Below are 26506 nucleotides of genomic sequence, written 5' to 3'. Positions count from 1 at the left end.
CGACGTTTACCATCCAGGCGGCATTTTCTGCCTAGCGGGGCGCGAGCATTTCCCGCGAGTTTGGGGCGGGATCGCGTGGGCGGCTTTACGGCGGCGTTGCAGAAGTTCGGGATCGGCCGCCTGGCGGCGGTGCTCGGCGTCGCCGCCGGCGTCGCCGCCGTGCTGGTTGCCGTCATGCTGCGCATGGGCCAGGCCCCGGACGCGCTGCTCTATTCCAACCTGGACCTGCGCGAGGCGGGCGAGATCACCGCCGCCCTGGATCAGGCCAACATCAAATATTCGTCCAAGGGCGACGGCTCGACCATCATGGTCAATCGCGACGAGGTGGGCGCGGCCCGGATGCTGGTCGCGGGCAAGGGGTTGGTGACGTCCGGCTCGGTCGGCTACGAGCTGTTCGACAACCAATCGGTCCTGGGCCAGACCGAGTTCCAGCAGCAGTTGAACGAGCAGCGCGCCCTGCAGGGCGAGCTGTCGCGGACCATCATGTCGATGCGCGGCATCACCGCCGCCCGCGTTCACATCACCATGCCGCGCCGCGAAATGTTCACCTCCGCCGCCGGAGAACCGACCGCCGCCGTCCTGGTCGGCGTTGGCGGACGCGATCTGACCGGCGACCAGGTGCGGGCGATCCGCAATCTGGTGGCGTCGTCCGTGCCGAATCTGAAGCCCGACCGCGTCACCGTGGCCGACCAGAACAATCGCACCCTGGCCGCCGGCGGCGACGACCAGGGCTTCAACTCCGCCTCGGCCGAGGAGGCCAAGGGCAATACCGAAGCCCAGCTTCAGGCCCGCATCAAGGACATCGTCGAGGGCGTTGTCGGCGTGGGGGCCGCGCGCGTGCAGGTGACGGCCGACATCGACCACAGCCGTTCGACCACCCAGGAGCAGAAGTTCGATCCCGACGGCCAGGTGGTGCGCTCGACCACCACCAACGGCTCCCAGTCCAGCGACACGACCGGCCAACCCGATGGCGGGGTGACGGCGACCAACAACATCCCCGGCGGCGCGGCGCCGGCGACGACCCCAGTCGGCTCGACCAACGCCGAGAACGCCGAGACCACCAACTACGAAATCTCCAACACCACCACCACCACGACCAAGGAGCCGGGCGAGGTCAAGAAGCTGGCCGTCGCCGTCGCCGTGGACGGCAAGTGGACGCCGGCCAAGGACGGCAAGGGCGAGGCGACCTACGCCCCGCGCACCACCGAGGAGATCAACCAGATCAAGTCGCTGGTCGCCGCCGCCGCCGGCATCGACGAAAGCCGCGGCGACAAGATCGAGGTCGTCAACGTCCGCTTCAACCACGACACCGGCGTCGCCGGCGGGCTGGACGGCGCCTCTTCGATGTTCGACTTCTCCAAGAACGACATCATGCGGGGCGTGGAGCTGCTGGTTCTGCTGATCACCGGCGTCCTGCTGATCTTCTTCGTGCTGCGACCGCTGCTGAAGACGGCGGCGGGCGGAACGAACCTGCCGGCGCTGGTCTCGTCCGAAGGGGCGTCGGTGACGCCGGTGACGACCACCATCATCGGGCCGGACGGCCAGCCGCAGATGGTCCAGCTGCCCCCGCCCAGCGAGATGGAGCAGAAGATCGACATCGCCCGCATCGAGGGTCAGGTGAAGGCGTCCTCGGTCAAGAAGGTCGCCGACTTCGTCCAGTCGCATCCCGATGAGGCGGCCGGCATCCTGCGCACCTGGGTGGCCGAAGGCTGATGGCGAAGCTGGTCAACAAGAAGTCCGCCGTCGAGGACCCCAACAAGCTGACGGGGCCGGAGAAGGCCGCCGTCATCCTCCTGGCGCTGGGCGAGGAGCACACCGCCTTGTGGGAGCGGCTGGACGACGACGAGGTCAAGGAGATCTCCCAGGCGATGGCGACCCTGGGCAATGTCACGGCCGAGGCGGTCGAGGCGTTGATGATCGAATTCGTCTCGGGCCTGTCCGGCTCCGGCTCGGTGATGGGCAGCTACGAACAGACGCAGAAGCTGCTCAGCGCCTTTCTGCCCAAGGATCGCGTCGACGGTCTGATGGAGGAGATTCGCGGTCCCGCCGGCCGCACCATGTGGGACAAGCTGGGCAATGTGAACGAGGCGGTGCTCGCCAACTATCTGAAGAACGAATACCCCCAGACGGTGGCGGTGATCCTGTCCAAGGTCCGCACCGACCACGCCGCCCGCGTCCTGACCAGCCTGCCCGAGGACTTCGCCCTGGAATGCGTCCAGCGGATGCTGCGCATGGAGCCGGTGCAGCGCGAGATCCTGGACAAGATCGAGGCCACGCTGCGCACCGAATTCATGTCGAACCTGGCCCGCACGTCGAAGCGCGACAGCCACGAGATGATGGCCGACATCTTCAACAGCTTCGACCGCCAGACCGAGGCCCGGTTCATCGGCGCCCTCGAAGAGCGAAACCGGGAATCCGCCGAACGCATCCGGGCCCTGATGTTCGTGTTCGAGGACCTGTCCAAGCTGGACCCCGGCGGCATACAGACCCTGCTGCGCAGCGTGGACAAGGATTCGCTGGGCCTGGCGCTGAAGGGCGCCTCCGAGGGACTGCGCGAGATGTTCTTCTCCAACATGTCCGAGCGGGCCTCCAAGATCATGCGCGAGGACATGGAATCGATGGGCCCGGTGCGCCTAAAGGATGTCGACGCCGCCCAGATGGCGATGGTCCAGGTGGCCAAGGATCTGGCCGCCAAGGGCGACATCATGCTGGCCGGCCAGGGCGCAGACGACGAGTTGATCTACTGACATGACCGCGCCCGCCGAACATCGCCGCCCCTTCGCCTTCGATACCGAGTTCGACGCCGACGGCGCCGTGGTGCGCCCCGGCGCCTGGACGCCCGCCAAGCGCGCCTATCTCCCCGCCGAGGTCGACGCCCTGGTGGCGCAAGGGCGTCTGGAGGCGCGTCAGCAAGCCCTGGCCGAGATCGAGAACATCCGCGCCCTGGCCCTGACCAGCGTGGCCCAGGCCGCCGCTGCGGCCATGCCGACCCTGCGGGCGGCGGCCCAGGCGCATCGCGAGCAGTCGGCCGCCCTGGCCCTGGCCGCCGCCCGCGCCATCGCCGGCGCCGCGCTGGAGCGCTTTCCCCAGGCGCCGCTGAAGGCCGCGCTGGAAATCCTGGCCCAGGAGATCGACGCCTCGCCGCGCCTGGTGGTGCGCGCCTCGAACCTGGACGAGGCCGCGCGGGGCCTGATCGAACGAGCCTGCGCCGACAGCGGCTTCACCGGGGCGGTCGCCTTCCGCGACGAGCCGGGCCTGCATCCCGCCGCCTTCCAGCTGGAATGGGCGGACGGCCGCGCCGACCACGATCCGCAGATGTCCGCCCAGCGCGTCGCCGAGGCCCTGACGGCCGCCTTGGCGGCGGAGGCCGGACACGCCGAAACCCTTCCCGTCGACAGGAGCATGTTCTGATGGCGTCCGACGACCTGGCCCTGGAGGAATTCTCCGCCCTTTCCGGCCCGCCGCCCATCGACGACGCGGGCGAAAAGACCGCCGCCGACCTGGCCACCGTCTTCGACGTGCCGGTCAACATCTCGGCCGTGCTGGGCAAGTCGCACATGTCGGTGGCCCAACTGCTGAAACTGAACAAGGGCTCGGTGCTGGAGCTGGACCGCAAGGTCGGCGAGGCCATCGACATCTTCGTCAACAACCGCCTGATCGCGCGCGGCGAGGTCGTCGTCGTCGACGATCGTCTGGGCGTGACCATGACGGAAATCATCAAGACCGAGGACAGCGGCGCCTGACGGGCGACGCGGTTCGAAACAGCGATTAGAGGAGAAGAACGATGCGTCTTCTGGTGGTAGGCAGACTGAGCGGCCAGCTCGCTTCGGCGGTCAAGATGGCCATGGCGCACGGCGCCAAGGTCAACCATGTCGAACGCGCCGATCAGGCGACCGAGCAGTTGCGGCGCGGGCAGGGCGCGGACCTGCTGATGGTCGACTATCAACTGGACATCGCCGGCCTGATCGCCGCCAACGAGGCCGAGCGGATCACCATTCCGGTGGTGGCCTTCGGCGTCGACGCCGATGCGCGAGAGGCCGCCGCCGCGATCAAGGCCGGAGCCAAGGAATTCATCCCGCTTCCGCCCGACGCCGAGCTGATCGCCGCCGTCCTGTCGGCCGTCGCCGACGACGAAAAGCCGATGATCTCGGCCGATCCGTCGATGAAGGCCGTGCTGCAACTGGCCGATCAGGTCGCCCGCTCCGAGGCCTCGATCCTGATCACCGGCGAAAGCGGCGTCGGCAAGGAGGTGATGGCGCGGTATCTGCACGAACATTCGCGCCGGTCTGAAAAGCCCTTCATCAGCGTCAACTGCGCCGCCATTCCCGACAACCTGCTGGAATCCGAACTGTTCGGCCACGAGAAGGGCGCCTTCACCGGGGCCGTCGCGCGCCGCATCGGCAAGTTCGAAGAGGCGGACGGCGGCACCCTGCTGCTGGACGAAATCAGCGAGATGGACGCCCGGCTCCAGGCCAAGCTGCTGCGCGCCATCCAGGAACGGGTCATCGACCGCGTGGGCGGCTCCAAGCCCGTTTCGGTCAACATCCGCATCATCGCCACCTCGAACCGCGACCTGGCCAAGGCCGTGGCCGAAGGGACGTTCCGCGAGGATCTGCTGTATCGGCTGAACGTGGTGAACCTGCGCCTGCCGTCCTTGTGCGAGCGGCCGGGCGACATCGGCGTGCTGGCCGATCACTTCATCAAGAAATACGCCGCCGCCAACGGCGTGCCGGCGCGCCCCATGTCGGCCGCAGCGCGCCAGGCCATCGCCGCCCATCGCTGGCCCGGCAATGTGCGCGAACTGGAAAACGCCATGCACCGGGCGGTGCTGCTGGCGACCGGACCCGAAATCGACGTGGACGCCATCCGTCTGCCGGACGGCCAGCCGCTGTCGGGAACGGGCGGGTCCCTGACGGCGGGCCGGGCCTATGAGGCGCCGCAAGGCGGCGTCGCCGCCCGCGCGGCCCAGGCGGCGGACGCCGTGACCCGCAGCTTCGTGGGCCAGACCGTGGCGGCGATGGAGAAGACGCTGATCCTGGACACCCTGACCCACTGCCTGGGCAACCGCACCCATGCGGCCAATATCCTGGGCATCTCGATCCGCACCCTGCGCAACAAGCTGAACGAATACGCCGACGAAGGCGCGGCCATCCCGGCGCCGCAGAGCGGGGTCGCGGCCTCGGGCTATGCGGCCTGACGGATGCGGCGGGGCTTTGATCGCAGGACGCTGATCGGCGGCGCGGGCGCGCTGGCGCTGGCCGGCTGCTATCCGCGTCGCGACACGCCCGAGGCCGAAGACGACCAGCCCGAGTTTTTGCTGTCGGATCTGGAAGCGCGCCATGGCGGACGGCTGGGCGTCGCGGCGTTCGACATCGGCAGTCAGCGCCGCGTCTCCTGGCGGGGCCAGGAGCGGTTCCCCTTCTGCTCGACGTTCAAGGCCTTCCTCGCGGCGGCCACGCTGGAGCGGGTTCAGCGGGACGAGGAGCAGTTGGACCGCGCCGTGGCGGTGGTGCGCGCCGACCTGATCCCCCACGCGCCCGTGACCGAAAGGGCTGTCGGCCGCACCCTGACGATCCGCCAACTGATGCAGGCCGCCGTCGAGGTCAGCGACAATCCGGCCGCCAATATCCTGATCCGCGAAATGGGCGGAATCGCCGTATGGCGTTCGTGGTGGCCCAGGTTCGGCGACACCACCACCCTGATCTCGCGCCTGGAGCCGGACCTGAACACCGCCTTGCCCAACGACCCGCGCGACACCTGTCTGCCCGACCAGACCGTGGCGAACATTCGCGAACTGGCTTTCGGCGACCGGCTGACGCCCGAGCACGACCAGATGATCCAGGGTTGGATGACGGCCTCGCCGACCGGCCCGAACCGCATCAGGGCCGGCGCGCCGGCGGGCTGGACCATCGCCCACAAGACCGGCACGGGGGCTAACGGGACCGGCAACGACATCGGCATGGCCATTCCCCTGTCCGGTTCGCCCATCGTGCTGGCGACCTATTTCACCGGCGCGGCCCACGCCACGGAGGACCAGCGGGACGCCGTGATCTCCGAGGCGACCCGCCGCGTCTTCAGGGCGATGGGCCGTGACTGACGCGCCCGTCCTGATGAAGGACGGCATGGCGCGGCCGACCGGGCGCGATGTGCTGAGCTGGCTGAACCGCGGCGAAGTGCTGATGGCGGTCGGCGTGATCGGCGTGATCATGCTGCTGATCCTGCCGGTTCCGAAGATGCTTCTGGACCTGCTGCTGGCGATCTCGCTGGTGTCCAGCGTGCTGATCCTGATGACGGCCGTGATGATGAAGCGGCCGCTGGACTTCGCCATCTTCCCGACGGTCCTCTTGGTCTCGACCCTGTTCCGCCTGGGGCTGAACCTGGCCTCGACGCGGCTGATCCTGACGCATGGCCAGGAGGGGCACGAGGCCGCCGGCCAGGTGATCAACGCCTTCGGACAGCTGATGATGGGCGGCAACTTCATCATCGGGGTGATCATCTTCTCGATCATCCTGGTGGTGAACTTCGTCGTCATCACCAAGGGATCGACCCGGATCGCCGAAGTGTCCGCCCGCTTCACCCTGGACTCGATGCCCGGCAAGCAGATGGCCATCGACGCCGACCTGTCGTCGGGCCTGATCACCGAGGACCAGGCCAAGACCCGCCGCAAGGAGCTGGAGCAGGAATCGACCTTTTTCGGCGCGATGGACGGCGCCTCGAAATTCGTGCGCGGCGATGCGGTCGCGGGCCTGATCATCACCTTCATCAATGTGATCGGCGGCATTCTGATCGGCACGCTGCAGCACGGCATGCCGGCGATGGAGGCCGCCAACACCTATGTCCAGCTGACCATCGGCGACGGCCTAGTGACGCAGGTTCCGGCCATCATCATCTCCATCGCCGCCGGCTTCCTGGTGTCCAAGGCGGGCGTGGAGGGCACGGCGGACAAGGCCCTGGTGACGCAGCTGGCCACCAACCCCGTGTCGCTGGGCGTGGTGTCGGGGGCGGCGGGCCTGATCGGCCTGATCCCCGGAATGCCGCTGATCCCCTTCGCCGCCCTGGCCATCGGTTCGGGCTTCATGGCCTGGCGTCTGGGCCGCAACCGGCTGAAGCCCCAGCCGACCGAGGCCGAGCGCGCCGCCGCCGAGGCCGCCGCCAACCCCAAAGAGGACGCCGAGGAGCCGATCGCCAACGTCCTGACCATCGACGAGGTCAAGATCGAGCTGGGCTATTCGCTGCTCAGCCTGATCAACGACCTGGAGGGACGGCGGCTGACCGACCAGATCCGCGCCCTGCGCCGGTCGCTGGCCCAGGAGTACGGCTTCGTCATTCCCCAGGTCCGCATTCTGGACAATATGCGCCTGCCGACCCAGGGTTACGCCATCCGCATCAAGGAGATGGAGAGCGGGGCGGGCGAGGTGCGCCTGGGCCATCTGATGGCGATGGACCCGTCTGGACGTCAGGTCGAACTGCCCGGCGAACATATGCGCGAGCCCGCCTTCGGCCTGCCGGCGACGTGGATCGAGGAAGGCCTGCGGGAAGAGGCGACGTTCCGAGGCTACACCCTTGTCGATCCGTCCACCGTTCTGACGACCCACCTGACGGAAATCCTGAAGGAGAACATGGCGGACCTGCTGTCCTATGCCGAGGTGCAAAAGCTGCTGAAGGACCTGGGCGCCGAGGAGAAGAAGCTGGTGGAGGAACTGATCCCCAGCGTGGTCACGGTCACGACCCTGCAGCGGGTGCTCCAGGCCCTGTTGCGCGAGAAGGTGTCGATCCGCGATCTGCCCGCCATCCTGGAAGGCCTGGCGGAGGCGGCGCCGCACAGTTCCAGCGTCACGACCCTGGTCGAACACGTCCGCGCGCGCCTGGGGCGTCAGCTGTGCTGGCAGAACAAGGACGGGGAGGGGGCGCTGCCCATCGTCACCCTGTCGCCGGAATGGGAGGCCGCCTTCTCTGAAAGCCTGATCGGCAATGGCGAGGACAAGCAACTGGCCATGGCCCCGTCGCGGCTTCAGGACTTCATCCGCGCCGTGCGCGACACCTTCGAGCGTATCGCCATGTCGGGCGAGAACCCGGTGCTGCTGACCGGCCCCATGACCCGGCCCTATGTTCGTTCGATCATCGAACGCTTCCGCGGCCAGACGGTGGTCATGAGCCAGAACGAAATCCATCCCAAGGCCCGGCTGCGGACCCTGGGCCAAGTCTGAGCGCGACGCGGGCGCCGGCCGCCTTGCCATAATGAGGTTTGACGCCGGATCGCGTCCCGCTAAAGCTTCGCGCCATGATCCCCACAGCTCGGCGGCAATGGTCGCGCTTTCAGAATTTCGTACGCACGCCGTCGCTGGCGCGGTCGATGTCGGCCACTCTGATCCTGGCCTTCGGCCTGCTGATCCTGGTCAACGCCACGACCTTCGTGATGATCCAGCGGACGGCGGCCGTGAACCGCACCATCGAGCACGACCAGCAGATGCGGCGAGCGTCGCGGACCACCCTGATCTCCATGCTGAACGCGGAAACGGCCCAGCGCGGCTTCCTGCTGACCGGACGCGGGGACTTCCTGCAGCCCTACCGCATTGCGCGAGAGGAAATGCAGCCGGCCCTGGCCCTTCTGGACCAGGCCGCCGTCGCCGATCCGGCGTTGAGGGGCGCGGTGGACGAAATCCATCGCCTCGCCGGCCTGAAATGGGCCGAGATGGATCGCACCATCTCCCTGGCGGCCCAGGGGCGGATCGGCCAGTCGATCCAGACCGTGCGCTCGGGCGAGGGCAAACGCTACATGGACGATCTGAGGATCGCCATCGAGGCCTTCGACGTTCTGAAGTCCGGCAAGATAGCCGACCTCCAGAAGCGGTCGGAACGGTTCGCCTTGCTGACGGTGGCGATGAACGCCATCGCCGGCGTTCTGGTGATCCTGCTGGCGCTGCTGTCGGCCTGGATGGTTCGGCGCTATGTCGCCGAAATCGAACGCGCCCGCGCCGTGCTGGACGCCGCGAACGCCAGCCTGGAAGACAAGGTCAAGGAACGGACCGGGGATCTGATGCGCGCCAACGAGGAGATTCAGCGCTTCGCCTATATCGTCAGCCACGACCTGCGCGCGCCCCTGGTCAACGTCATGGGCTACACCTCCGAGCTTGAGCAGGCCGGCAAGGTCATCGACAAGGCCATCCAAGAGGCGGAGAAGACGCGCGCCGTCGACGCCGAGGTCGTCACCGCCGTCCGCGAGGACGTGCCGGAGGCCATCGGCTTCATCCGCGCCTCGACCGAGAAGATGGACCGGCTGATCAACGCCATCCTGAAGCTGTCTCGCGAAGGCCGGCGCAATCTGCTGCCCGAGACGCTGGACATGACGGCGATGGCGGAAGGCATCGCCAAGAGCGTCCATCACCAGACCGAAGCCTCGGGCGCCCGCATCGAGGTTCAGCCCCTGCCTGAAATCGAAAGCGACCGGATTTCGATGGAGCAGATCATCGGCAATCTGATCGACAACGCCGTCAAATATCTGGACCACGACCGGCCGGGCGAAATCGTCGTCACGGGCGAGGACGTGCCGGGCGGCTGGGTCGTCTATAGCATCGCCGACAACGGCCGCGGCATCGCGCCCCGCGATCATGAGCGGATTTTCGAGCTGTTTCGGCGGTCCGGCCGGCAGGATCGCGCGGGCGAGGGGCTGGGCCTGGCCTTCGTACGCAACAGCGTCCGGCGGCTGGGCGGCACGATCGACGTGCAATCCGAGCTTGGCAAGGGCTCGACTTTCCTGCTGAAATTCCCCAAACGACTGATCGTAGCCGAACCTGGAGTCGCGTCGTGACGCAGCCTGTCAAAATCATCATGGTCGAAGACGACCACGGTCACGCCAAGCTGATCGAAAAGAACATCCGTCGCGCGAACATAAACAACGAAATCAAGCATTTCGATGAGGGCGGCGCGGCGCTGGATTATCTGTTCAGCGACGAAATCCTGGCCAATGGGCCTTTGTTGATCCTTCTGGACCTCAACCTGCCGGATATGTCGGGAACCGACATTTTGGAGAAGGTGAAGGGCAATGAGCGGTTGCGGCGCGCCCCCGTGGTGGTTTTGACCACGACGGACGACAAGGTGGAGATCCAGCGCTGCTACGACCTGGGCTGCAATGTCTACATCACCAAGCCGGTGGACTATGAGTCCTTCGCGGGCGCGATCCGCCAACTGGGGCTGTTCCTGTCGGTGATCCAGGCGCCGGAGATCGAGTGATCGAGGCGAACCCGCTGATCCGCCTGCTTTACATCGACGACGACCGGGGCCTGTCCCGGCTGGTCGAGAAGGAGCTGGGGCGCCACGGCTACGCCGTCACCTGCGCGCCGGACGGCGATGCGGGGCTGGAGCTGTTGCAGCGGCATGAGTACGATGTCTGCGCCCTGGACCATTATATGCCGACGCGCGACGGGCTGGACGTGCTGCCCGACATCCTGGCGCTGAGCGCGCCGCCGCCGGTCGTCTATGTGACGGGCGCCCAGGACGGGCGGATCGCCGTGGCCGCCCTGCGCGCCGGCGCAGCCGACTATGTCATCAAGGACGTGTCCGAAGATTTCACCTCCCTGCTGCGCGCCGCGCTGGAGGACGCCCTGTTGCGGCGGCGCCTTCAACGCGAGAACGACCAGGCGCAGGAGGAGATTCGTCTGGCGCGCGACCGGGCCGAGGCCATGCTGCGCGAGGTGAACCACCGGGTCGGCAACTCCCTGCAACTGGTGTCCAGCTTCATGTCGCTGCAGATGCGCCATATCGCCGACCATGCCGCCAAGGAGGCCCTGCGCGAATCCCAGGCGCGGATCGAGGCGGTCGCCCACGTGCATCGACGCCTCTACACCTCGGGCGACATGAGCCGCGTGGCCATGGACGACTATCTGGTCGGATTGATCGACGAACTGTCCAAGTCCATCGGGCCGGATCAGGGTTCGCCGCGCCTGAAGCTGAAGGCCGCGCCCCTTTCCGTCACCACGGATCAGGCCGTCTCCATCGGCGTCATCGTCACCGAACTGGTCACGAACGCCGTCAAATACGCCTATGCCCCCGGCCAGGGCGGCGAAATCCGCATACTGTTGGAGCATGAGGGCGACAATCGCGTCGTCCTGACGGTCGAGGACGACGGTCCCGGCATGGGCGACGGCGCCCCGAAGGGCACGGGCCTGGGCGCCAAGATCATCTCGGCCATGGCCTCGGGCCTGCGCTCGGCGGTCGAATTCGACGGCGCTCACAAGGGCGTGCGCGCCAGGCTGGCCTTCGACCTTTAAGGTCGACATCGTCATGCTTCAGTTCGGCGTCCGAAAGCCTGGTATCGACTACCGCCATCGCACCGTCGCCTTCGGCGTGGCCGAACGCGACGGGCTGATCGCCTGCGTGCGGGTGGAGCGGCCGTCCGGCCCCTATTTCGACCTGCCGGGCGGGGGGCTGGACCTGGAAGAAACCGAGGTCGAGGCCCTGCGGCGCGAGTTCCTGGAAGAAACCGGGCTGACGATCGCGCCCCTGAACCGAATCGCCGAGGCCGGGCAGTATTTCGTGCGCTCGACCGAGGAGCCGGTGAACAACGTCGGCGGTTTCTGGACCGCCCGCGTCGTGGCCGAGGATCCGGCCGCCAAGTGCGAGGACGATCACACGCTGGTATGGCTGGATCCGACCGTCGCCCTGTCCCGTTTGCGCCACGATTCGCACGCCTGGGCCGTGGCGGTCTGGCTGCGTCGGCCAAGCTGAGCCTTACGGAACAAGGCTTTGGCGTTTCCGTTTTTTGATCAACGCGCGCCGCTGTCCCGGCGGCGCTGGATCAGGAGACAAGACGATGGCCGATCATGACCGCATCGAAGGCGCCGCCAAGAATATCGGCGGCAAGGTGAAGGAAGCCGCCGGCAAGATGACCGGCGACACCAAGCTCCAAGCCGAAGGCAAGGCCGACCAGGTCGAAGGCAAGGTCCAGAACGCCGTCGGCGGCGCCAAGGACAGCCTGCGCGACAAGGCTTGATCTCAGCCTGACATGCCGAATACGGGAAGCGCCGTCCGCGAAAGCGGGCGGCGTTTCGCCATGTGTGGTCAGTCGTTCTTGTCGCCCCAAAGGGTCAGCGACAGCCCCTTCTTGCCGGTTTCATCGACGGGGCGGCATTCCGAACTGAAGCCGCCTTCGACCGGGCGGGGACGGCAGTCCATCTCGCGCAGCCCGGATGGCGCGCTGGCCGCCCGCGACTGCGGCCCGCACTGGATCGAATAGGCGCTGCCGCCGGCCGACGCCTGCATCATCTGACAGTCTCCGGCCATGCCGGCGGGGCGCAGCGCCTCGGGCAGGTCCGGCCCCAGAGCCGTGGCCAGTTGCGCGCGCACTTCGGTCTGGCAGGTTTCCATCGATTTCGCGCCGCGCACCAGCGGACTGCACCGCGCCCGCTCGAACCCGAACGGATCGGCCAGGCCCCAGGCGGGCACGGAATGCGGCGTGGCCGGTGCGACGGCGGTTGCTGCGGTCGCCGGCGGTTCGGCGGCGGAGGTCTCCCACACCACGGAAGGCGCGGCCTCCTGCATCAGGACAAGGGCGAAGGCGGCGGCGATCATCGGTCGAACCCCTGTGTCGCGCCTGCGGCTCGCCCCGGCGCGTCGCCTACCTTGTCAGGGCCCGCATGGCCTTGTCCAGTCCGTCCAGCGTCAGCGGATACATTCGCTGGTCCATCACCTCGCGCAGCAGGCCGACCGAGGCGGTGTAGGTCCAATAGCGTTCGTGGACCGGGTTCAGCCAGACCGATCGTTCCCACTGATCCCGCGCCCGCTTCATCCACACGGCCCCGGCCTCCTCGTTCCAGTGCTCGACCGAGCCGCCGGGCATGGTGATCTCGTAGGGCGACATGGTCGCGTCGCCGACGAAGATGGCCCGCCAATCGCCCGGATATTTGTGCAGCAGGTCCCAGGTCGGAATCTTTTCCGTGTGGCGGCGCCGATTGTCCTTCCAGACGCCCTCGTAGAGGCAGTTGTGGAAGTAGAAGAACTCGAGGTTCTTGAACTCGGTCCGGGCCGCCGAGAACAGTTCCTCGACCAGCTTGACGTGACCGTCCATCGAGCCGCCGATGTCGAGGAACAGCAGGACCTTGATCGTATTGCGCCGCTCGGGCCGCATCTGAATGTCCAGCCACCCCTGGCGAGCCGTGCCGTCGATGGTGCCGTCGATGTCCAGTTCCTCGGCCGCGCCCTGGCGTGCGAAGCGCCGCAGGCGACGCAGGGCGACCTTGATGTTGCGGGCGCCCAGTTCGACCGTGTCGTCCAGGTTCCTGAACTCGCGCTTCTCCCAGACCTTGACCGCCCGGCCATGCCTTCCCGGCCCGCCGATGCGAACGCCCTCGGGATTGTAGCCGCCGTGGCCGAAGGGACTGGTCCCGCCCGTGCCGATCCAGCGGTTGCCGCCGGCGTGGCGTTCCTTCTGCTCCTCCAGCCGCTGTTTCAGCGTCTCCATCAGCTTGTCGAACCCGCCCAGGGCCTCGATCTGGGCCTTTTCCTCGTCGGTCAGATATTTCTCGTTCAGCAGCCGCAGCCAGTCCTCGGGGATGTCCGCAGTCGGGTCTTGGCCCGCCCCGACCGTCTCGACTCCCTTGAACACCGTCCCGAAGACCTGGTCGAACCGATCATAGTGTTTCTCGTCCTTGACCAGGACCGCGCGCGACAGATGATAGAAGGTCTCCACCTCCCGCCCCGCCAGATCGCGATCCAACGCCTCCATCAGATGGAGCCATTCCTTCATCGACACCGGAACCTTGGCGTCGCGCAGGGCGGTGAAAAACGGCAGCAGCATGGGTCAGACCCTATCAGGTCGGCGACAGCATTTCGATCAGTTGCTGGGCGTCGGCCGGCGCCGCGCTTTTGATGTCGTTGTCGAAGTAGACGAAAACGTCGTGGTCCTTGCGCCAGCGCCCAATGTGATCGACCCAGTCCTTGAGGGCGGCCTCGCCATATCGGCTATGGTACCGCCCTCCGGGGCCATGCCCGCGCAGATAGACGAAGTCGGCAGTGGCCGCCCACGGCGAAGGCGCGTCGTGATGGTCGGAGATGCAGAAGCCGACGCCATGGTCGCGCAAAAGGTCCAGCACGGCGGGGTCATGCCAACTGGAATGGCGGAACTCGAAAGCGAAGCGACCCCTGTGCGGCAGCGCCTTCAAGAAGTCGGTCAGCCGTTGGTCGTTCCGTCGCAGATTGGGCGGCAGTTGAAACAGGATCGGTCCCAACTTGCCGTCCAGCCCCTCGGCCCGTTGGAACATATAGGCCAGGCTGTCGGCCGGGTCGGTCAGTTTCTTGTTATGGGTGATGTAACGCGAAGCCTTCCAGGCGAAGACAAAATCGTCTGGCGTCTGTTCGCGCCATCCGGCCACCGCCTTGTCCGTGGGCATGCGATAGAAGCTGGCGTTGATCTCCAGCGTCGTGAAGCGGCGTGAAATATGGGCCAGGCGATCCTTGGCCTTGACCTCGTCTGGATAGAAGGGGCCGTTCCAGTCCTTGTAGGCCCAACCTGACGTGCCGATGCGAATCTCGCCCATGCAGGCCTAGCGGCTGGAAGATCAATCGGTTCAGCCTCTGCGCAGAATGAACTCGCGGTCGCGCCAGGCGCCGACAGGATAGTCGTATTCACCGACCTTTTCGAAGCCGTGGGCGGCGTAAAGGCGCTGAGCCTTGGCGTTGCCGCTCCAGACGCCGATCCACAGGGCGCCTGCGGTGTTCGTCCGCATCCAGCCCAGCGCCACGGTCAGCAGCGCCGTGCCCAGGCCCAGGCCCTGGGCGGTCCTGGCCACATAGAGACGGCGCAACTCCAGATCGCCGGTCCGCGCTTCGGGATGGGGCAGGCCGTTGGGGCCGGCGTTGGCGAAGGCCATCAGTTCGCCGTCGCGTTCGGCCACCCACCAGGCGCAGCCCGGCTCGGCCAGCTTCCTCCGGGTCGGCTCCAGGTCGAAGCTGGCGTCGAGAAAGGCGTTCAAATCGGCTTGCGGATAAGGAATGCCGAACCCCGTGACGAAGGTGTCTACGAAGGTCTGGCGGCCCAAGGCGCCCAAGGCTGCGGCGTCGTCGGGGTGGGCGGGGCGGATCACGGGCGCGGTCATGATCCGCCCTTAGAGCGAGGGGTCAGAAGCCGTCCAGAACGATCTTGCCGATGGTCGTCCCGCTCTCCAGCCGACGATGGCCTTCCAGCAGGGTCTCGACCGACAGCGGTCCCAGGTTTTCCGTCAGGGTGCTCCGCATCGCGCCCGCGTCGACCAGCCGCGAGACCTCGGCCAGCAGTTCGTGCTGCTTGATCATGTCCGACGTATGCTGCACCGGCCGGGTGAACATGAACTCCCAGACGAAGCCGGCGGCCTTGGGCTTCAGCAGCTCGATCGGCAGTCCCCTGAAGTCGTCGATGGCGCCGATCACCCCTTGCGCCGCCACGGCGCGGGCCAGGGCCTCGAAGTGGGACTGGGTATGGGTCAGGGCGGCGATGTAGCGGGGCGGCCGCTCGCCGGCGGCGCTCAGCGCTTCATCGATCGGGCCGGAGTGGTCGATCACGGCGTGGGCGCCCAGGTCCAGGCACCACTGGCGGGTGTCGGGCCGCGAAGCCGTGGCGACGACCCGAAGCCCGGTGGCGGCCCGCGCGATCTGGATCAGGGCCGAGCCGACGCCGCCGGCCCCGCCGAGCACCAAAAGGGTCTCGTCTTCGTCGCGCCCGGCCTTCATCCGGTCGAACAGCAACTCCCAAGCCGTGATGGCGGTCAGGGGCAGGGCGGCGGCCTCGGGGAAGGTCAGGGACGTCGGCTTCGGTCCCACGATCCGTTCGTCCACCGCCTGCCGTTCGGCGTTGGAGCCGGGACGGTCGATCTGACCGGCGTAGAAGACCTCGTCCCCGACCTTGAACAGGCTGACCTCTTCGCCGACGCCGATCACGGTGCCGGCCGCGTCATAGCCCAGTATGCTGGTCTCACCCGCCTCGGGCTGGCGGCTGTTGCGGACCTTGGCGTCGACCGGGTTCAGGCTGACGGCCTCCACCTGAACCAGCAGGTCGCGCGGCCGCAAAACGGGTTCGGGCGCATCGAACGCCGTCAGGGCGGCGGGGTCGGTCGCGGGACGGGGGCCGGTCGTGCCGATAGCCTTCATGGCGCTCTCCTGGGGATGTCTGGTCGCCCTGCACATCGGTTCGCGATCGGCCGGGCGCAAGGCGCTTCCGTCGCCCGGGGGGCGGGATTTCGCACAGGCCGCCCGCGCCGTCGTGCGCGCCGCGCGACAGAGGTGTTCAGGCAAGGTTGTATCCGCGCGCGAGGGGGGCTACCACCTTGAAGGATCGGGCCGTTCGCCGGCCGCACACGTCGCCGCGCTTGGGGAGGACTGAGGACGCATAAAGCCTTGAAATCAAAGGTCCGTCCGCTTGTCATGTCAGCCCCCGCACTGTCCCTCGATTCGACCGAACCGCCGGCGGCTTCGTCTCCCGCCGCGCCTTCGGTCGGCGCCATGGCCGGCGTCCGGCCCGGCGCCATCATCCTGACGCGGCACGGCGAGCCGGCCCTGTCGCGCAAATGCCTGATCACGGCGCGCCAGTATGGCGATTGGTGGGCCAGATACGAGGTCGGCGGCCTGCTGGCCGGCCAGACCCCGCCCCCCGAACTGATCGCGGCGGCCCAGGGTGCGGGCGCCATCTACGCTTCCACCCGCCAGCGCGCCCAGGAGACCGCCGCCGCCGTCGCCGCCGGGCGCGAGGTGATGTCGGACGTCATGTTCATCGAGGCGCCGCTGCCGCCGCCGCCGGTTCCCGAATGGATCAGGCTGTCGCCCAAATGGTGGGGGGTGGTGTCGCGTTTCTGGTGGCACGCCTTCGACCATCACGACGGCCAGGAGACCCGCGCCCAGGCCGAGGCGCGCGCCGCGCAGGCGGCGCGAAAACTGATCGCGCGGGCCGAAGGCGGCCAGGACGTGCTGGTCTTCGCCCACGGCTACTTCAACCATATGGTCGGCCGCGCCCTGAAGGGCGACGGCTGGAGACTGGTGCAGAACCAGGGCTTCAAATACTGGTCCCAGCGTCGCTACGAGAAGCGATGACCGCTTCGGGCGTTGAAGCGGGCGGCGACCCCCTCTAGGGTCCGCGTCATGACCGACGCCGCCCCCGCCATTCCCGCAGACCTCAGTTTCGAAGACGCCCTGAAACGCCTGGAGACCATCGTGTCCCGCCTGGAATCCGGCCAGGCCCCGCTGGAGGAATCCATCGCCCTTTACGAGGAGGGCGCGCGGCTGAAGGCGCATTGCGAGGCGCGGCTGAAGGCGGCCCAGTTGCGCGTCGAGAAGATCGTGGTCGGCCCCGACGGCCAGGCCAGGGGCGTCGAGGCGGCGTCGTTCGAATGAACCTTCGTCGTCCCGGCTTGGCGAAGGGCGGTCGGTCCTCTTGAACCGCGTCATCGCCGCCAATTCGCCCGAACAGGCGGTGATCGACCGCGTGGGCGAGATCGCCGATCTGGTCACGGTCGCGCTGGACGAGTTGCTGCCGCGCGCCGAGGGGCCGGAATCGCGGCTGACCGAGGCCATGCGCTACGCCGCCCTGGGGCCGGGCAAGCGGCTGCGGCCGTTCTTCGCGCTGGAGGCGGCGCGGCTGTTCGACATCGACGAACGCTCGGTGCTGCGCGCGGCCTGCGCCCTGGAATGCGTCCACGCCTACAGCCTGGTTCACGACGATCTGCCGTGCATGGACGACGACGATGTTCGGCGCGGCCGCCCGACCGTCCACCGGGCCTATGACGAGGCGACGGCGGTCCTGGCCGGCGACGCGCTTCAGACCGCCGCCTTCGACATCCTCCTGCACGAGGACACGCACGAGGACGCGGCCGTGCGCTGCGAACTGGCGGCGCGGCTGTCGCTGGCGTCGGGCGCGCGGGGCATGGCGGGTGGCCAGATGATCGACCTTCTGGGCGTGCGCGACGACCTGGGCGGGGTGGCGCGGATGCAGCGGCTGAAGACCGGCGCCCTGTTCGCCTATGCGTTCGAGATTCCGCTGATCGTCGCCGACGCCTCGGCCCCGCATCGCCACGCCCTGATCAGCTTCGCCCACGACGTGGGCCTGGCCTATCAGATCGTCGACGATCTGCTGGACGCCGAAGGCTCGGCCGAGGAGATGGGCAAGGCGGCGGGCGGCAAGGATGCGGCGCTGGGCAAGACCAACTTCGTCACCCTGCTGGGGCTGGAGGCGGCGCGGCACAGGGTCGCGCATCTGGCGCGGCAGGCCCGCTCCCACCTGGAGCCGTTCGGCGAAGAGGCGGAAATCCTCAGGGCCAGCGTGGACTTTGTGCTAAAGCGCCGGTCCTGATACGAAACATCCGGCCGACCTGCGGGTTGATCCGCAGACTTCTCCAAGGTTCTTACGCCTAAATGCCCGACACTCCGCTACTCGACACCGTCAGGGTCCCCGCCGACATGCGGAGCTTCGACATCGCCCAGTTGAAGCAGCTGGCGGACGAGGTGCGGGCCGAAACCATCGACGCCGTGTCGGTCACGGGCGGACACCTGGGCGCGGGCCTGGGCGTGGTCGAACTGACCACGGCCCTGCACCATGTGTTCGAGACGCCCAGGGACATCCTGATCTGGGATGTCGGGCATCAGTGCTATCCGCACAAGATACTGACCGGACGGCGCGACCGCATCCGCACCCTGCGCCAGGGCGGCGGCCTGTCGGGCTTCACCAAGCGCGCCGAGAGCGAATACGACCCCTTCGGCGCCGCTCACGCCTCGACCTCGATCAGCGCCGCCCTGGGCTTCGCCGCCGCGCGCGATCAGAAGGGCGAGAAGAACCGCGTCGTGGCCGTGATCGGAGACGGGTCGATGTCGGCGGGCATGGCCTATGAGGCGATGAACAACGCCGCCGAAGCGACCAGCGGCCAGTTGATGGTCATCCTGAACGACAACGACATGTCCATCGCCCCGCCGGTGGGCGGGATGAGCGCCTATCTGGCCGGGCTGGTGTCGGGCGGCGCCTATCGGAACGTGCGCCGGCTGGGAAAATCCGTGGCCCAGCATCTGCCGCGCCCCTTCCGCCAGGCGGCCAAGAAGGCCGAGGAATACGCGCGCGGCATGGTCACGGGCGGCACCTTCTTCGAAGAGCTGGGCTTCTACTATGTCGGTCCCATCGACGGACACGACATGGACAATCTGGTGCCGATCCTGAAGAAGGCGGCCGCCATAGAGGACCGGCCGGTGCTGGTCCATGTCGTGACGCAAAAAGGCAAGGGCTACGCCCCGGCCGAGAGCAGCGCCGACAAGCTCCATGCGGTGGTCAAGTTCGACGTGGTCTCGGGCAAGCAGGCCAAGGCCGTCTCGAACGCCCCCAGCTACACCAAGGTGTTCGGGACCGAGCTGATCAAACACGCCAAGGTCGATCCGACCGTGGTGGCTATCACCGCCGCCATGCCGTCGGGTACGGGTCTGGACCTGTTCGGCCAGGCCTTCCCCGAGCGGACCTATGACGTCGGCATCGCCGAACAGCACGCCGTAACCTTCGCCGCCGGCCTGGCGGCGGACGGGATGAAGCCGGTCTGCGCCATCTATTCCACCTTCCTGCAACGCGGTTACGACCAGGTCGTCCACGACGTGGCGATCCAGTCGCTGCCGGTGCGTTTCGCCATGGACCGGGCCGGGCTGGTGGGGGCGGACGGCGCCACCCACGCCGGGTCGTTCGACATCGGCTTCATGGGGGCGCTGCCCGGCATGGTGCTGATGGCCGCCTCGGACGAGGCGGAACTGGCGGCGATGATCTCGACGTCCCTGGCCATCGACGACCGCCCCAGCGCCTTCCGCTATCCGCGCGGCGACGGCGTGGGCGTGGACATCCCCGAACTGGCCGCCCCGCTGGAAATCGGCAAGGGCCGGATCGTGCGCGAAGGAACCTCCGTCGCCATCCTGTCGCTGGGCACCCGGTTGCAGGAATCGCTGAAGGCGGCGGACCTGCTGGCCGCCAAGGGCGTGTCGGCCACCGTCGCCGACGCCCGCTTCGCCAAGCCGCTGGACGCCGACCTGATCCTGCGCCTGGCGCGCGGGCACGAGGCCCTGATCACGGTGGAAGAGGGCGCCATGGGCGGTTTCGGCGCCTTCGTGCTGCAACTGCTGGCGGAAAAGGGCGCGCTGGATGCGGGGCTGAAAATCCGCACCCTGAACCTGCCCGACGTGTTCCAGGACCAGGACGCCCCGGCCGCCATGTACGCCCAGGCCGGTCTGAACGCCGACCATATCGCCGCGACCGCGCTCCAGGCGCTGGGCGTTCCCGCCAGCCGCGCCGCGCGGGCCTGACCGGCGCCTTTCAGGCCCGGTCGCGAATCCGCATGCCGCCCGGGGCGGTGGTCTCGACCTCGAATCGTCCCGTCGCCCGGATCAGGTCCGACAGCTTGGCGTAGCCATAGGTGCGCTGGTCGAAGTCGGGATAGGCGTTGCGCAACCGGTTGCCAATGGCGCCGGCCGGAACCCAGCCGTCGCCGTCCTCGTCCATGTCGGCGATGACCGAGGCGATCAGCCGCGCCGCCTCGGACGGCTTGCGCTTGGCCGGGCCCGGTTCGGCGGACGTCTTCCTGCCGGCGTCGCCATCCGGCTCGGCCTGGGTGGTCAGGTTTTCGGTGTAGATGAAGCGGGTGCAGGCCTGGCGGAAGCTTTCGGGCGTCTTCTGTTCGCCGAAGCCATAGACGTCCACGCCCTCCTCGCGGATGCGCGCCGCCAGCCGGGTGAAGTCCGAATCCGAAGAAACCAGGCAGAAACCGTCGAACCGGCCCGAATGCAGCAGGTCCATCGCGTCGATCACCAGGGCGATGTCGCCCGAATTCTTGCCCTTGGTGTTGGCGAAATTCTGCTGGGGCTGGATGGCCCAGCGGGCCAGGACCTTGGTCCAGCCGGCGATCTGGGCGCTGGAGAAGTCGCCGTAGACGCGCCGCGCCGACGCCTCGCCCAGGGTGGCGATTTCGGTGAACAGCGCCTCGGCGATGCGCGGCGAAGCGTTTTCCGCGTCGATCAGCACGGCCAGGCGCGCCGGTTTTCCATCGGCCATGACAGCCTCCTTATTTCCTAGAGTTGGCCCATGGTGTTGTCGTGATCCACGGCCTGCTTCTTCAGCCAGGCGACGAAGGCGGTGGCGCTGGGCGAGGGTGGACGGTCGCGCGGCTGGACGACGTAATAGGCGAAACCGACCGCCTCCGACCCATCCGGGAAGGGGGCGACCAGCCGCCCCGACGCCAGGTCCGCCTGGGCCAGGGTGCGTTTGGCCAGGGCCACGCCGCGCCCGGACGCCGCCGCCTCGATCAGCAGGCTGGACTGGTTGAAGCGCGACCCCCGACGCGGATCGGGATGGCGCACCCCCCGCGCCTTCAGCCACATGGCCCAGTCGGGACGGCTGGGGTCGCCGTCGTTGGACATGTCGTGAAGCAGGGTGTGTCCGATCAGGTCGGCGGGCTTGCGGATGGGCTTGTCGCCGTCCATCAGCGACGGGGCGCAGACCGGCAGCACCGTCTCGGTCATCAGCCGGTCCACCGTCAGGCCCGGATAGTCGCCGGGACCGTAGCGGACGGCCAGGTCGATCTTGCCCTCCGACAGGTCCGCCGTCTCCATGTCGGCGGAAATCCACAGCTCGATCTCGGGATGGGCGGTGTGGAAGTCGTCCATGCGCGGCATCAGCCACTTGGAGGCGAAGCCGGGCGCGACGCTGATCGACACCTGTTTCCGGCGCGGCGGCTCGCGTAACAGGGCCGAGGCGTCCATCAGCCGTTCGAAGCCCTCGCGCAGCAGGGGCACGGAGGATCGGCCGAGATCGGTCAGTTGCAGGCCCCGCGCCTCGCGCACGAACAGCGGCCCGCCCACGATGTCCTCCAGCAGGCGGATCTGCTGGCTGACGGCGCCCGGCGTCACCGCAAGCTCGTCGGCGGCGCGCGAGAAGTTCAGATGACGCGCAGCGGCCTCGAAGGCGCGCAGGGCGTTGAGCGGGAGCAGGGGACGGGCCATCGCCGTTAGAAAACCTATCAGCGAGACAAAGGCAATCTGGTTTGCGGCCCTGGATCATCGCGCCGATGCTTCCCGACCTGCCGTCGTCCCTTCTTCCCCTTTCGACGGCCCTGAAAGCAAGACGATGCGCGTATTTCTCGCCTCCATCCCGCTGGAGGCCGCAAAGGTCATCATCATCGGCGGCGGCGAACCCGCCCTGGCGAAGTTGCGACTGTTCCTGAACACGCCGGCCGACGTCGTGTGGTTCGCCCCCGACGGCGCGCCCCCCAAGATCGAAACGCCTCTGGCGGCGCCGGAGCCGATTCTGCGTTCGCCAGAGGCTGGCGACCTGGCGGGCGCGCGCCTGGTCTTCATGGCCCTGGACGATGCGGACGAATTGACCCGGCTGGGCGCTTTGGCGCGTGCGGCGGGCGCCCAGATCAATGTGGTCGACAAGCCGCATCTGAGCGATTTCCAGACCCCGGCCCTGATCGACCGGGACGAGGTGGTGATCGGCGTGGCGACCGGCGGATCGGCCCCGATCTTGGCCCGCGACATCCGCACCGCCATCGAGGGCGTTATGCCGGCCGGTCTGGCCCATGTGGCGCGGCTGGCGCGCGAACTGCGCGACACGGTCAAGGCCAGCGTGCCCGATTTCATGGCCCGCCGTCGCTTCTGGGAAAAGGCCTTCCGGGGCCCGGCGGCGACCCTGGCGGCCGAGGGTCGGACGGCCGAGGCGCGCCGCGAGATGTTGCGCCTGCTGAACGTGGCCGCGCCGGAACAGGGCGTGGTCCATATCGTCGGGGCCGGGCCGGGCGATCCCGAACTGCTGACGCTGAAGGCGCTGCGGGTGCTGCAGGACGCCGATGTCGTCATCCACGACCGGCTGGTGCCCGAGGCCGTGCTGGCGCGGGCGCGGCGCGACGCCAAACGCCTGTATGTCGGCAAGGCGCGCGGCGATCATTCCGTGCCCCAGGACCAGATCGAGGCCCTGATGGTCGCCGAGGTCAAGGCCGGTCATCGCGTCGTCCGGCTGAAGGGCGGCGACCCCTTCGTCTTCGGGCGCGGCGGCGAGGAGCTGGAGGCCATGCGGGCGGCGGGCGTGCCGGTCTTCGTCGTGCCGGGCGTGACGGCGGCCTTGGCCTGCGCGGCCTCGGCGGGCGTTCCGTTGACCCATCGCGACCACGCCCAGGCCGTGACCTTCGTGACGGCCCAGGCCAAGCCGGGGGGCGTCGAGGCCGACTGGACTCGACTGGCGGCGCCCAACCACACCCTCGCCATCTATATGGGCGCGGACCGCGCCGAGGAGACGGCGGCCAGGCTGATCGAAGCGGGCCGTTCGCCAGCGACGCCCGTGGCCCTGGTCGAGAACGGCAGCCGCCCCGACGAACGGGTGGTGACCGGCCGGCTGGACGGCCTGGGCGCCCTGGTGCGCGGCGCCGGTCTGACCGGCCCGGCCCTGCTGTTCGTCGGCGAGACGGCGGCCTTTTCCGCTGCCCAGCTGGATGTGCGCGCGGAGGTCGCGGCATGAAGATCGTCACCGCCAACCGCCTGTCGGACGGGCGCGTCATCTATGCGGGCTTGGACAATCAGCCGGTGGACCGCATCGACCAGGCGTCCGTGCTGGACGAGACGACGGCCGACATCGTCTTGGCCGAGCTGGCGGGGCGCCCGGATGTCTTCGTCAATCCCTATGCGGTCGAGGTGGACGGCCATGTCCCCTCGGGCCGCGACCGGCTGAAGGAGCGCATCCGCTCGGCCGGACCGACCGTGGGCCACAGCGTCGCCGGAGGACTCGGCTGATGTATCGGTATGACGAGTTCGATCGCGCCCTGGTGCGCGAACGGGTCGAGGAATTCGCCGATCAGGTCGCACGCCGCGCGTCCGGCGCCCTGACCGAGGACGAGTTCAAGCCGCTGCGGCTGATGAACGGCGTCTATCTGCAACTGCACGCCTATATGCTGCGGGTCGCCATACCTTACGGCGTGATGAGCAGCCGCCAGATGCGGCGTCTGGCCCATATCGCCCGCACCTATGACAAGGGCTATGGCCATTTCACCACCCGCTGCAACATCCAGTACAACTGGCCGGCCCTGACCGATCTGCCGGCGATCCTGAGCGATCTGGCCGAGGTCGAGATGCACGCCATCCAGACGTCGGGCAACTGCATCAGAAACACCACGACCGACGTCTTCGCCGGCGCCGCCGACGACGAGATCGAGGATCCGCGTCCCTGGTGCGAGATCATCCGCCAGTGGTCCACCATCCACCCCGAGTTCTCTTTCCTGCCGCGCAAGTTCAAGATCGCGGTGATCGGGGCCGAGAAGGACCGGGCGGCGATCCGCACCCACGACGTCGGCCTGCAGATCGTCAAGGGCGAGGACGGCGGAACCGCCTTCCGCGTCTTCGTCGGCGGCGGGCAGGGGCGTCTGCCCCATATCGGCCAGGAGATCGCCTCCAGCGTTCCGGCGGCGGATCTGCTGGCCTATTTGACCGCCATCCTGCGGGCCTGGAACCTGCTGGGCAGACGCGACAACATCCACAAGGCGCGGATCAAGATCCTGGTCGCCTCCTTGGGCATCGACGCCTTCCGCGAGGAAGTGGACAAACACTACGCTGCGCTGCGCCGCGAAGACCTGCGCGTGCCGGATGACGAACTGGCGCGCATCGGGGCCTATTTCGCCCCGCCCGCGTTCGAGCACCTGCCGAAGACCAGCGCCCCGTTCGACCGCGCCCTGCTGGCCGATCCCGACTTCGCCCGGTTCGCGCGCAACAATGTACGACGTCATCGCCAGCCGGGCTACGCCTTGGTGGTGGTGTCGCTGAAGCCGGTCGGCGGCGTGCCCGGCGACATCACGGCGGACCAGATGGACGCCGTGGCGGACTTGGCCCAACGCTATTCGTTCGACGAAGTGCGCGCCGCCTACGAGCAGAACCTGGTCCTGCCTCATGTGAAGCTGGACGACGTGCCGACCGTTTGGCGCGCGCTTCGTGAGGCGGGACTGGCGACCGCCAACGCCGATCTGGCGACAGATGTCATCGCCTGCCCGGGCCTGGACTATTGCAGCCTGGCCAACGCCCGCTCGATCCCGGTGGCCCAGGCCCTGTCCAAGCGGCTGGCGGACATGGACTATCAGGAGAAGCTGGGGCCGGTCCGCATAAACATGAGCGGCTGCATCAACGCCTGCGGACACCACCATGTCGGCCACATCGGCGTGCTGGGCGTGGATCGCAAGGGCGAGGAATATTACCAGATCACCGTCGGCGGCTCGCCCGACGAACAGGCGGCGCTGGGCGACATCGTCGGCAAGAGCCTGCCTTCGCACGAGGTCGCGCCCGCCATCCAGCGGACGCTGGACCGCTATCTGCAAATCCGCGCCGAGGGCGAACGGTTCATCGACACGGTCCGCCGCGTCGGTCCCGATCCCTTCCGCGACGCCATCTACGAGACTCTCGATGCTGCAAACGCTTGAAGGCCGTCAGAACGGTCTGCGCCTGTCGGTCGCGACGCCGGTGGACGAGGTCGAGGCCGCCGCCGCCGATGAAGACGTGCTGGTGCTGGAGTTCGACGCCTTCCGCGACGGGCGCGGCTTCTCCCTGGCCGCCATCCTGCGCGAGCGGGGCTATGCCGGGCGGCTGATCGCGGCGGGCAAGTTGTTGCCGGACCAGGCGCGGCACCTGCGCCGGTCCGGGTTCGACGGCGTCGAACTGGGCGAGGGCGCGGACGCCGCCGCCTGGGCGCGGATGGACCAGGCCTTCAGCGCCGCCTATCAGCCCGCGGCCGACCCCGCGCCGACCATCTGGCGCCGCCGTCGCGCCGCCTCCAACGATCCCGACCTCAAGGCGCTGGCCGACCGGCTGAACCGCGAGACGGAGGGCAAGGACGCGAGCGAAATCGTCAAGGCGGCGCTGAACCCGGCGCTGGGCCTGCGCGTCGGCGCCATCTCTTCGTTCGGCGCGGAATCGGCGGTGCTGCTCGATACAATTGCTCGACAAAATCTCGACGTTCCGGTGGTTTTTTTAGAGACCGGACAACATTTTTTGCAGACCCTGTCCTATCGCACTCAGCTGACGAAGGTCCTGGGCCTGACCGACGTGCGTCTGGTTGCGCCGGACGCCGGGGAGAAGGCGATGCTGGACGCCCGCGACGACCTTTGGAAGACCGACGCCGACGCCTGCTGCGATCTGCGCAAGGTGCGACCGCTTGCGCGGGCGACGGCCGGGTTCAACGCCCTGATCACCGGACGCAAACGCTATCAGGCCGCGACGCGGGCGGCGCTGAAGCCGTTCGAGGTTCTGGACGGGGTGTTGCGGATCAATCCGCTGGCGAACTGGGACGCCGCCGATGTCGAAGCCTGGCTGGACGATCACGACCTGCCGCGCCATCCGCTGGTCGAGCAGGGTTATCGCTCCATCGGCTGCTGGCCCTGCACGCGGGCGGTGCAGGACGGGGAGGACGCGCGCGCCGGACGCTGGTCGGGCATGGACAAGGTGGAATGCGGCATCCACTTAGGCCAACGTCAGGCCGCCGCCTGATCCCTTCTCGTTTCGACCT

At 68.0% G+C, this 26506-nt stretch carries 27 protein-coding genes; 20 read left to right on the top strand and 7 right to left on the bottom strand.

Going from position 1 to position 26506, the window contains the following annotated elements:
* Window positions 1-75 precede the first annotated feature (75 nt).
* From fliF to DI624_RS02135, 12 genes are all read left to right on the top strand, one after another.
* A complete protein-coding gene (gene fliF / locus DI624_RS02190) occupies window positions 76-1713 on the top strand; it encodes a flagellar basal-body MS-ring/collar protein FliF (protein ID WP_291535760.1) in 1638 nt (545 codons plus the stop codon).
* Entirely contained in the window at window positions 1713-2747 is a 1035-nt protein-coding gene (gene fliG / locus DI624_RS02185; protein WP_291535759.1) for a flagellar motor switch protein FliG, read from the top strand. Before fliF ends, fliG begins: the two co-directional genes overlap by 1 nt.
* 1 nt (window position 2748) lies before the next feature.
* Entirely contained in the window at window positions 2749-3411 is a 663-nt protein-coding gene (locus DI624_RS02180) for a flagellar assembly protein FlbE (RefSeq protein WP_291535758.1), read from the top strand.
* On the top strand, window positions 3411-3743 hold the full coding sequence (gene fliN, locus DI624_RS02175) for a flagellar motor switch protein FliN (protein WP_220675444.1): 333 nt from the start codon (window positions 3411-3413) through the stop codon (window positions 3741-3743). Before DI624_RS02180 ends, fliN begins: the two co-directional genes overlap by 1 nt.
* 41 nt (window positions 3744-3784) lie before the next feature.
* Window positions 3785-5197 carry a sigma-54-dependent Fis family transcriptional regulator gene (locus tag DI624_RS02170; protein ID WP_291535757.1) on the top strand — a complete coding sequence of 471 codons (1413 nt, stop codon included), beginning with the start codon at window positions 3785-3787 and terminating at the stop codon, window positions 5195-5197.
* 3 nt (window positions 5198-5200) lie between these two features.
* Window positions 5201-6097, top strand: a complete 897-nt coding sequence (gene bla / locus DI624_RS02165) for a class A beta-lactamase (RefSeq protein WP_291535756.1) — start codon at window positions 5201-5203, stop codon at window positions 6095-6097.
* 13 nt (window positions 6098-6110) lie between these two features.
* On the top strand, window positions 6111-8207 hold the full coding sequence (flhA, locus tag DI624_RS02160; protein WP_291535852.1) for a flagellar biosynthesis protein FlhA: 2097 nt from the start codon (window positions 6111-6113) through the stop codon (window positions 8205-8207).
* 74 nt (window positions 8208-8281) lie between these two features.
* Complete coding sequence (locus DI624_RS02155; protein WP_291535755.1) at window positions 8282-9808, top strand: CHASE3 domain-containing protein; 1527 nt, start codon at window positions 8282-8284, stop codon at window positions 9806-9808.
* Entirely contained in the window at window positions 9805-10230 is a 426-nt protein-coding gene (locus DI624_RS02150; RefSeq protein ID WP_291535754.1) for a response regulator, read from the top strand. The genes DI624_RS02155 and DI624_RS02150 overlap by 4 nt, the downstream gene beginning before the upstream one ends.
* The gene (locus DI624_RS02145; RefSeq protein ID WP_291535753.1) at window positions 10227-11267 is read left to right on the top strand and encodes a histidine kinase dimerization/phosphoacceptor domain -containing protein; all 1041 of its coding nucleotides are present in this window, start codon (window positions 10227-10229) and stop codon (window positions 11265-11267) included. The genes DI624_RS02150 and DI624_RS02145 overlap by 4 nt, the downstream gene beginning before the upstream one ends.
* A 13-nt stretch (window positions 11268-11280) precedes the next feature.
* Window positions 11281-11724, top strand: coding sequence for an NUDIX domain-containing protein (locus DI624_RS02140; RefSeq protein ID WP_291535752.1), 444 nt, complete (start codon window positions 11281-11283; stop codon window positions 11722-11724).
* An 85-nt stretch (window positions 11725-11809) separates the two neighbouring features.
* Window positions 11810-11989: a CsbD family protein gene (locus DI624_RS02135; RefSeq protein ID WP_291535751.1), complete on the top strand. Its 180-nt coding sequence runs from the start codon at window positions 11810-11812 to the stop codon at window positions 11987-11989.
* A 68-nt stretch (window positions 11990-12057) separates the two neighbouring features.
* Here DI624_RS02135 and DI624_RS02130 read toward each other — a convergent pair whose 3' ends face one another.
* The 5 genes from DI624_RS02130 to DI624_RS02110 are packed head-to-tail and all read right to left on the bottom strand — an operon-like array spanning window position 12058 to window position 16116.
* Entirely contained in the window at window positions 12058-12567 is a 510-nt protein-coding gene (locus tag DI624_RS02130) for a hypothetical protein (RefSeq protein WP_291535750.1), read from the bottom strand.
* Between the two features lie 46 nt (window positions 12568-12613).
* On the bottom strand, window positions 12614-13792 hold the full coding sequence (locus DI624_RS02125; protein WP_291535749.1) for a VWA domain-containing protein: 1179 nt from the start codon (window positions 13790-13792) through the stop codon (window positions 12614-12616).
* A gap of 13 nt (window positions 13793-13805) precedes the next feature.
* On the bottom strand, window positions 13806-14531 hold the full coding sequence (locus DI624_RS02120) for a DUF72 domain-containing protein (RefSeq protein WP_291535748.1): 726 nt from the start codon (window positions 14529-14531) through the stop codon (window positions 13806-13808).
* A gap of 30 nt (window positions 14532-14561) precedes the next feature.
* Complete coding sequence (locus DI624_RS02115; protein ID WP_291535747.1) at window positions 14562-15089, bottom strand: GNAT family N-acetyltransferase; 528 nt, start codon at window positions 15087-15089, stop codon at window positions 14562-14564.
* A 22-nt stretch (window positions 15090-15111) separates the two neighbouring features.
* Window positions 15112-16116 carry a zinc-binding alcohol dehydrogenase family protein gene (locus DI624_RS02110; RefSeq protein WP_291535746.1) on the bottom strand — a complete coding sequence of 335 codons (1005 nt, stop codon included), beginning with the start codon at window positions 16114-16116 and terminating at the stop codon, window positions 15112-15114.
* Between the two features lie 273 nt (window positions 16117-16389).
* On the opposite strand from DI624_RS02110, the gene DI624_RS02105 reads away from it, so the two are divergent.
* From DI624_RS02105 to dxs, 4 genes are all read left to right on the top strand, one after another.
* Complete coding sequence (locus DI624_RS02105) at window positions 16390-17052, top strand: histidine phosphatase family protein (RefSeq protein ID WP_291535745.1); 663 nt, start codon at window positions 16390-16392, stop codon at window positions 17050-17052.
* Between the two features lie 48 nt (window positions 17053-17100).
* The gene (locus DI624_RS02100; RefSeq protein WP_291535744.1) at window positions 17101-17352 is read left to right on the top strand and encodes an exodeoxyribonuclease VII small subunit; all 252 of its coding nucleotides are present in this window, start codon (window positions 17101-17103) and stop codon (window positions 17350-17352) included.
* 79 nt (window positions 17353-17431) lie between these two features.
* Complete coding sequence (locus DI624_RS02095; protein WP_291535851.1) at window positions 17432-18307, top strand: polyprenyl synthetase family protein; 876 nt, start codon at window positions 17432-17434, stop codon at window positions 18305-18307.
* 62 nt (window positions 18308-18369) lie between these two features.
* On the top strand, window positions 18370-20280 hold the full coding sequence (gene dxs, locus DI624_RS02090; RefSeq protein WP_291535743.1) for a 1-deoxy-D-xylulose-5-phosphate synthase: 1911 nt from the start codon (window positions 18370-18372) through the stop codon (window positions 20278-20280).
* A 10-nt stretch (window positions 20281-20290) separates the two neighbouring features.
* Here the strand turns inward: dxs and DI624_RS02085 are convergent, their stop codons facing one another.
* Window positions 20291-21025: an NYN domain-containing protein gene (locus DI624_RS02085; RefSeq protein WP_291535742.1), complete on the bottom strand. Its 735-nt coding sequence runs from the start codon at window positions 21023-21025 to the stop codon at window positions 20291-20293.
* A 17-nt stretch (window positions 21026-21042) separates the two neighbouring features.
* Window positions 21043-21972, bottom strand: a complete 930-nt coding sequence (gene gcvA, locus DI624_RS02080) for a transcriptional regulator GcvA (protein WP_291535741.1) — start codon at window positions 21970-21972, stop codon at window positions 21043-21045.
* A 124-nt stretch (window positions 21973-22096) separates the two neighbouring features.
* Between gcvA and cysG the strand changes: the two genes are divergently transcribed.
* From cysG to DI624_RS02060, 4 genes are read left to right on the top strand one after another with little or no spacing between them, the layout of a single operon-like run.
* Window positions 22097-23482: a siroheme synthase CysG gene (gene cysG, locus DI624_RS02075; protein ID WP_291535740.1), complete on the top strand. Its 1386-nt coding sequence runs from the start codon at window positions 22097-22099 to the stop codon at window positions 23480-23482.
* Entirely contained in the window at window positions 23479-23754 is a 276-nt protein-coding gene (locus DI624_RS02070; protein ID WP_291535739.1) for a DUF2849 domain-containing protein, read from the top strand. The genes cysG and DI624_RS02070 overlap by 4 nt, the downstream gene beginning before the upstream one ends.
* A complete protein-coding gene (locus DI624_RS02065) occupies window positions 23754-25424 on the top strand; it encodes a nitrite/sulfite reductase (RefSeq protein WP_291535738.1) in 1671 nt (556 codons plus the stop codon). The genes DI624_RS02070 and DI624_RS02065 overlap by 1 nt, the downstream gene beginning before the upstream one ends.
* Complete coding sequence (locus DI624_RS02060; protein ID WP_291535737.1) at window positions 25408-26487, top strand: phosphoadenylyl-sulfate reductase; 1080 nt, start codon at window positions 25408-25410, stop codon at window positions 26485-26487. Before DI624_RS02065 ends, DI624_RS02060 begins: the two co-directional genes overlap by 17 nt.
* The last annotated feature ends 19 nt before the right edge of the window (window positions 26488-26506 follow it).

It is taken from the genome of Brevundimonas sp. (genome assembly GCF_003248455.1).
GTDB lineage: Bacteria > Pseudomonadota > Alphaproteobacteria > Caulobacterales > Caulobacteraceae > Brevundimonas.
The sequence above is the reverse complement of the archived record's forward strand: the minus strand, read 5'-3'. Positions and strand labels throughout refer to the sequence as shown.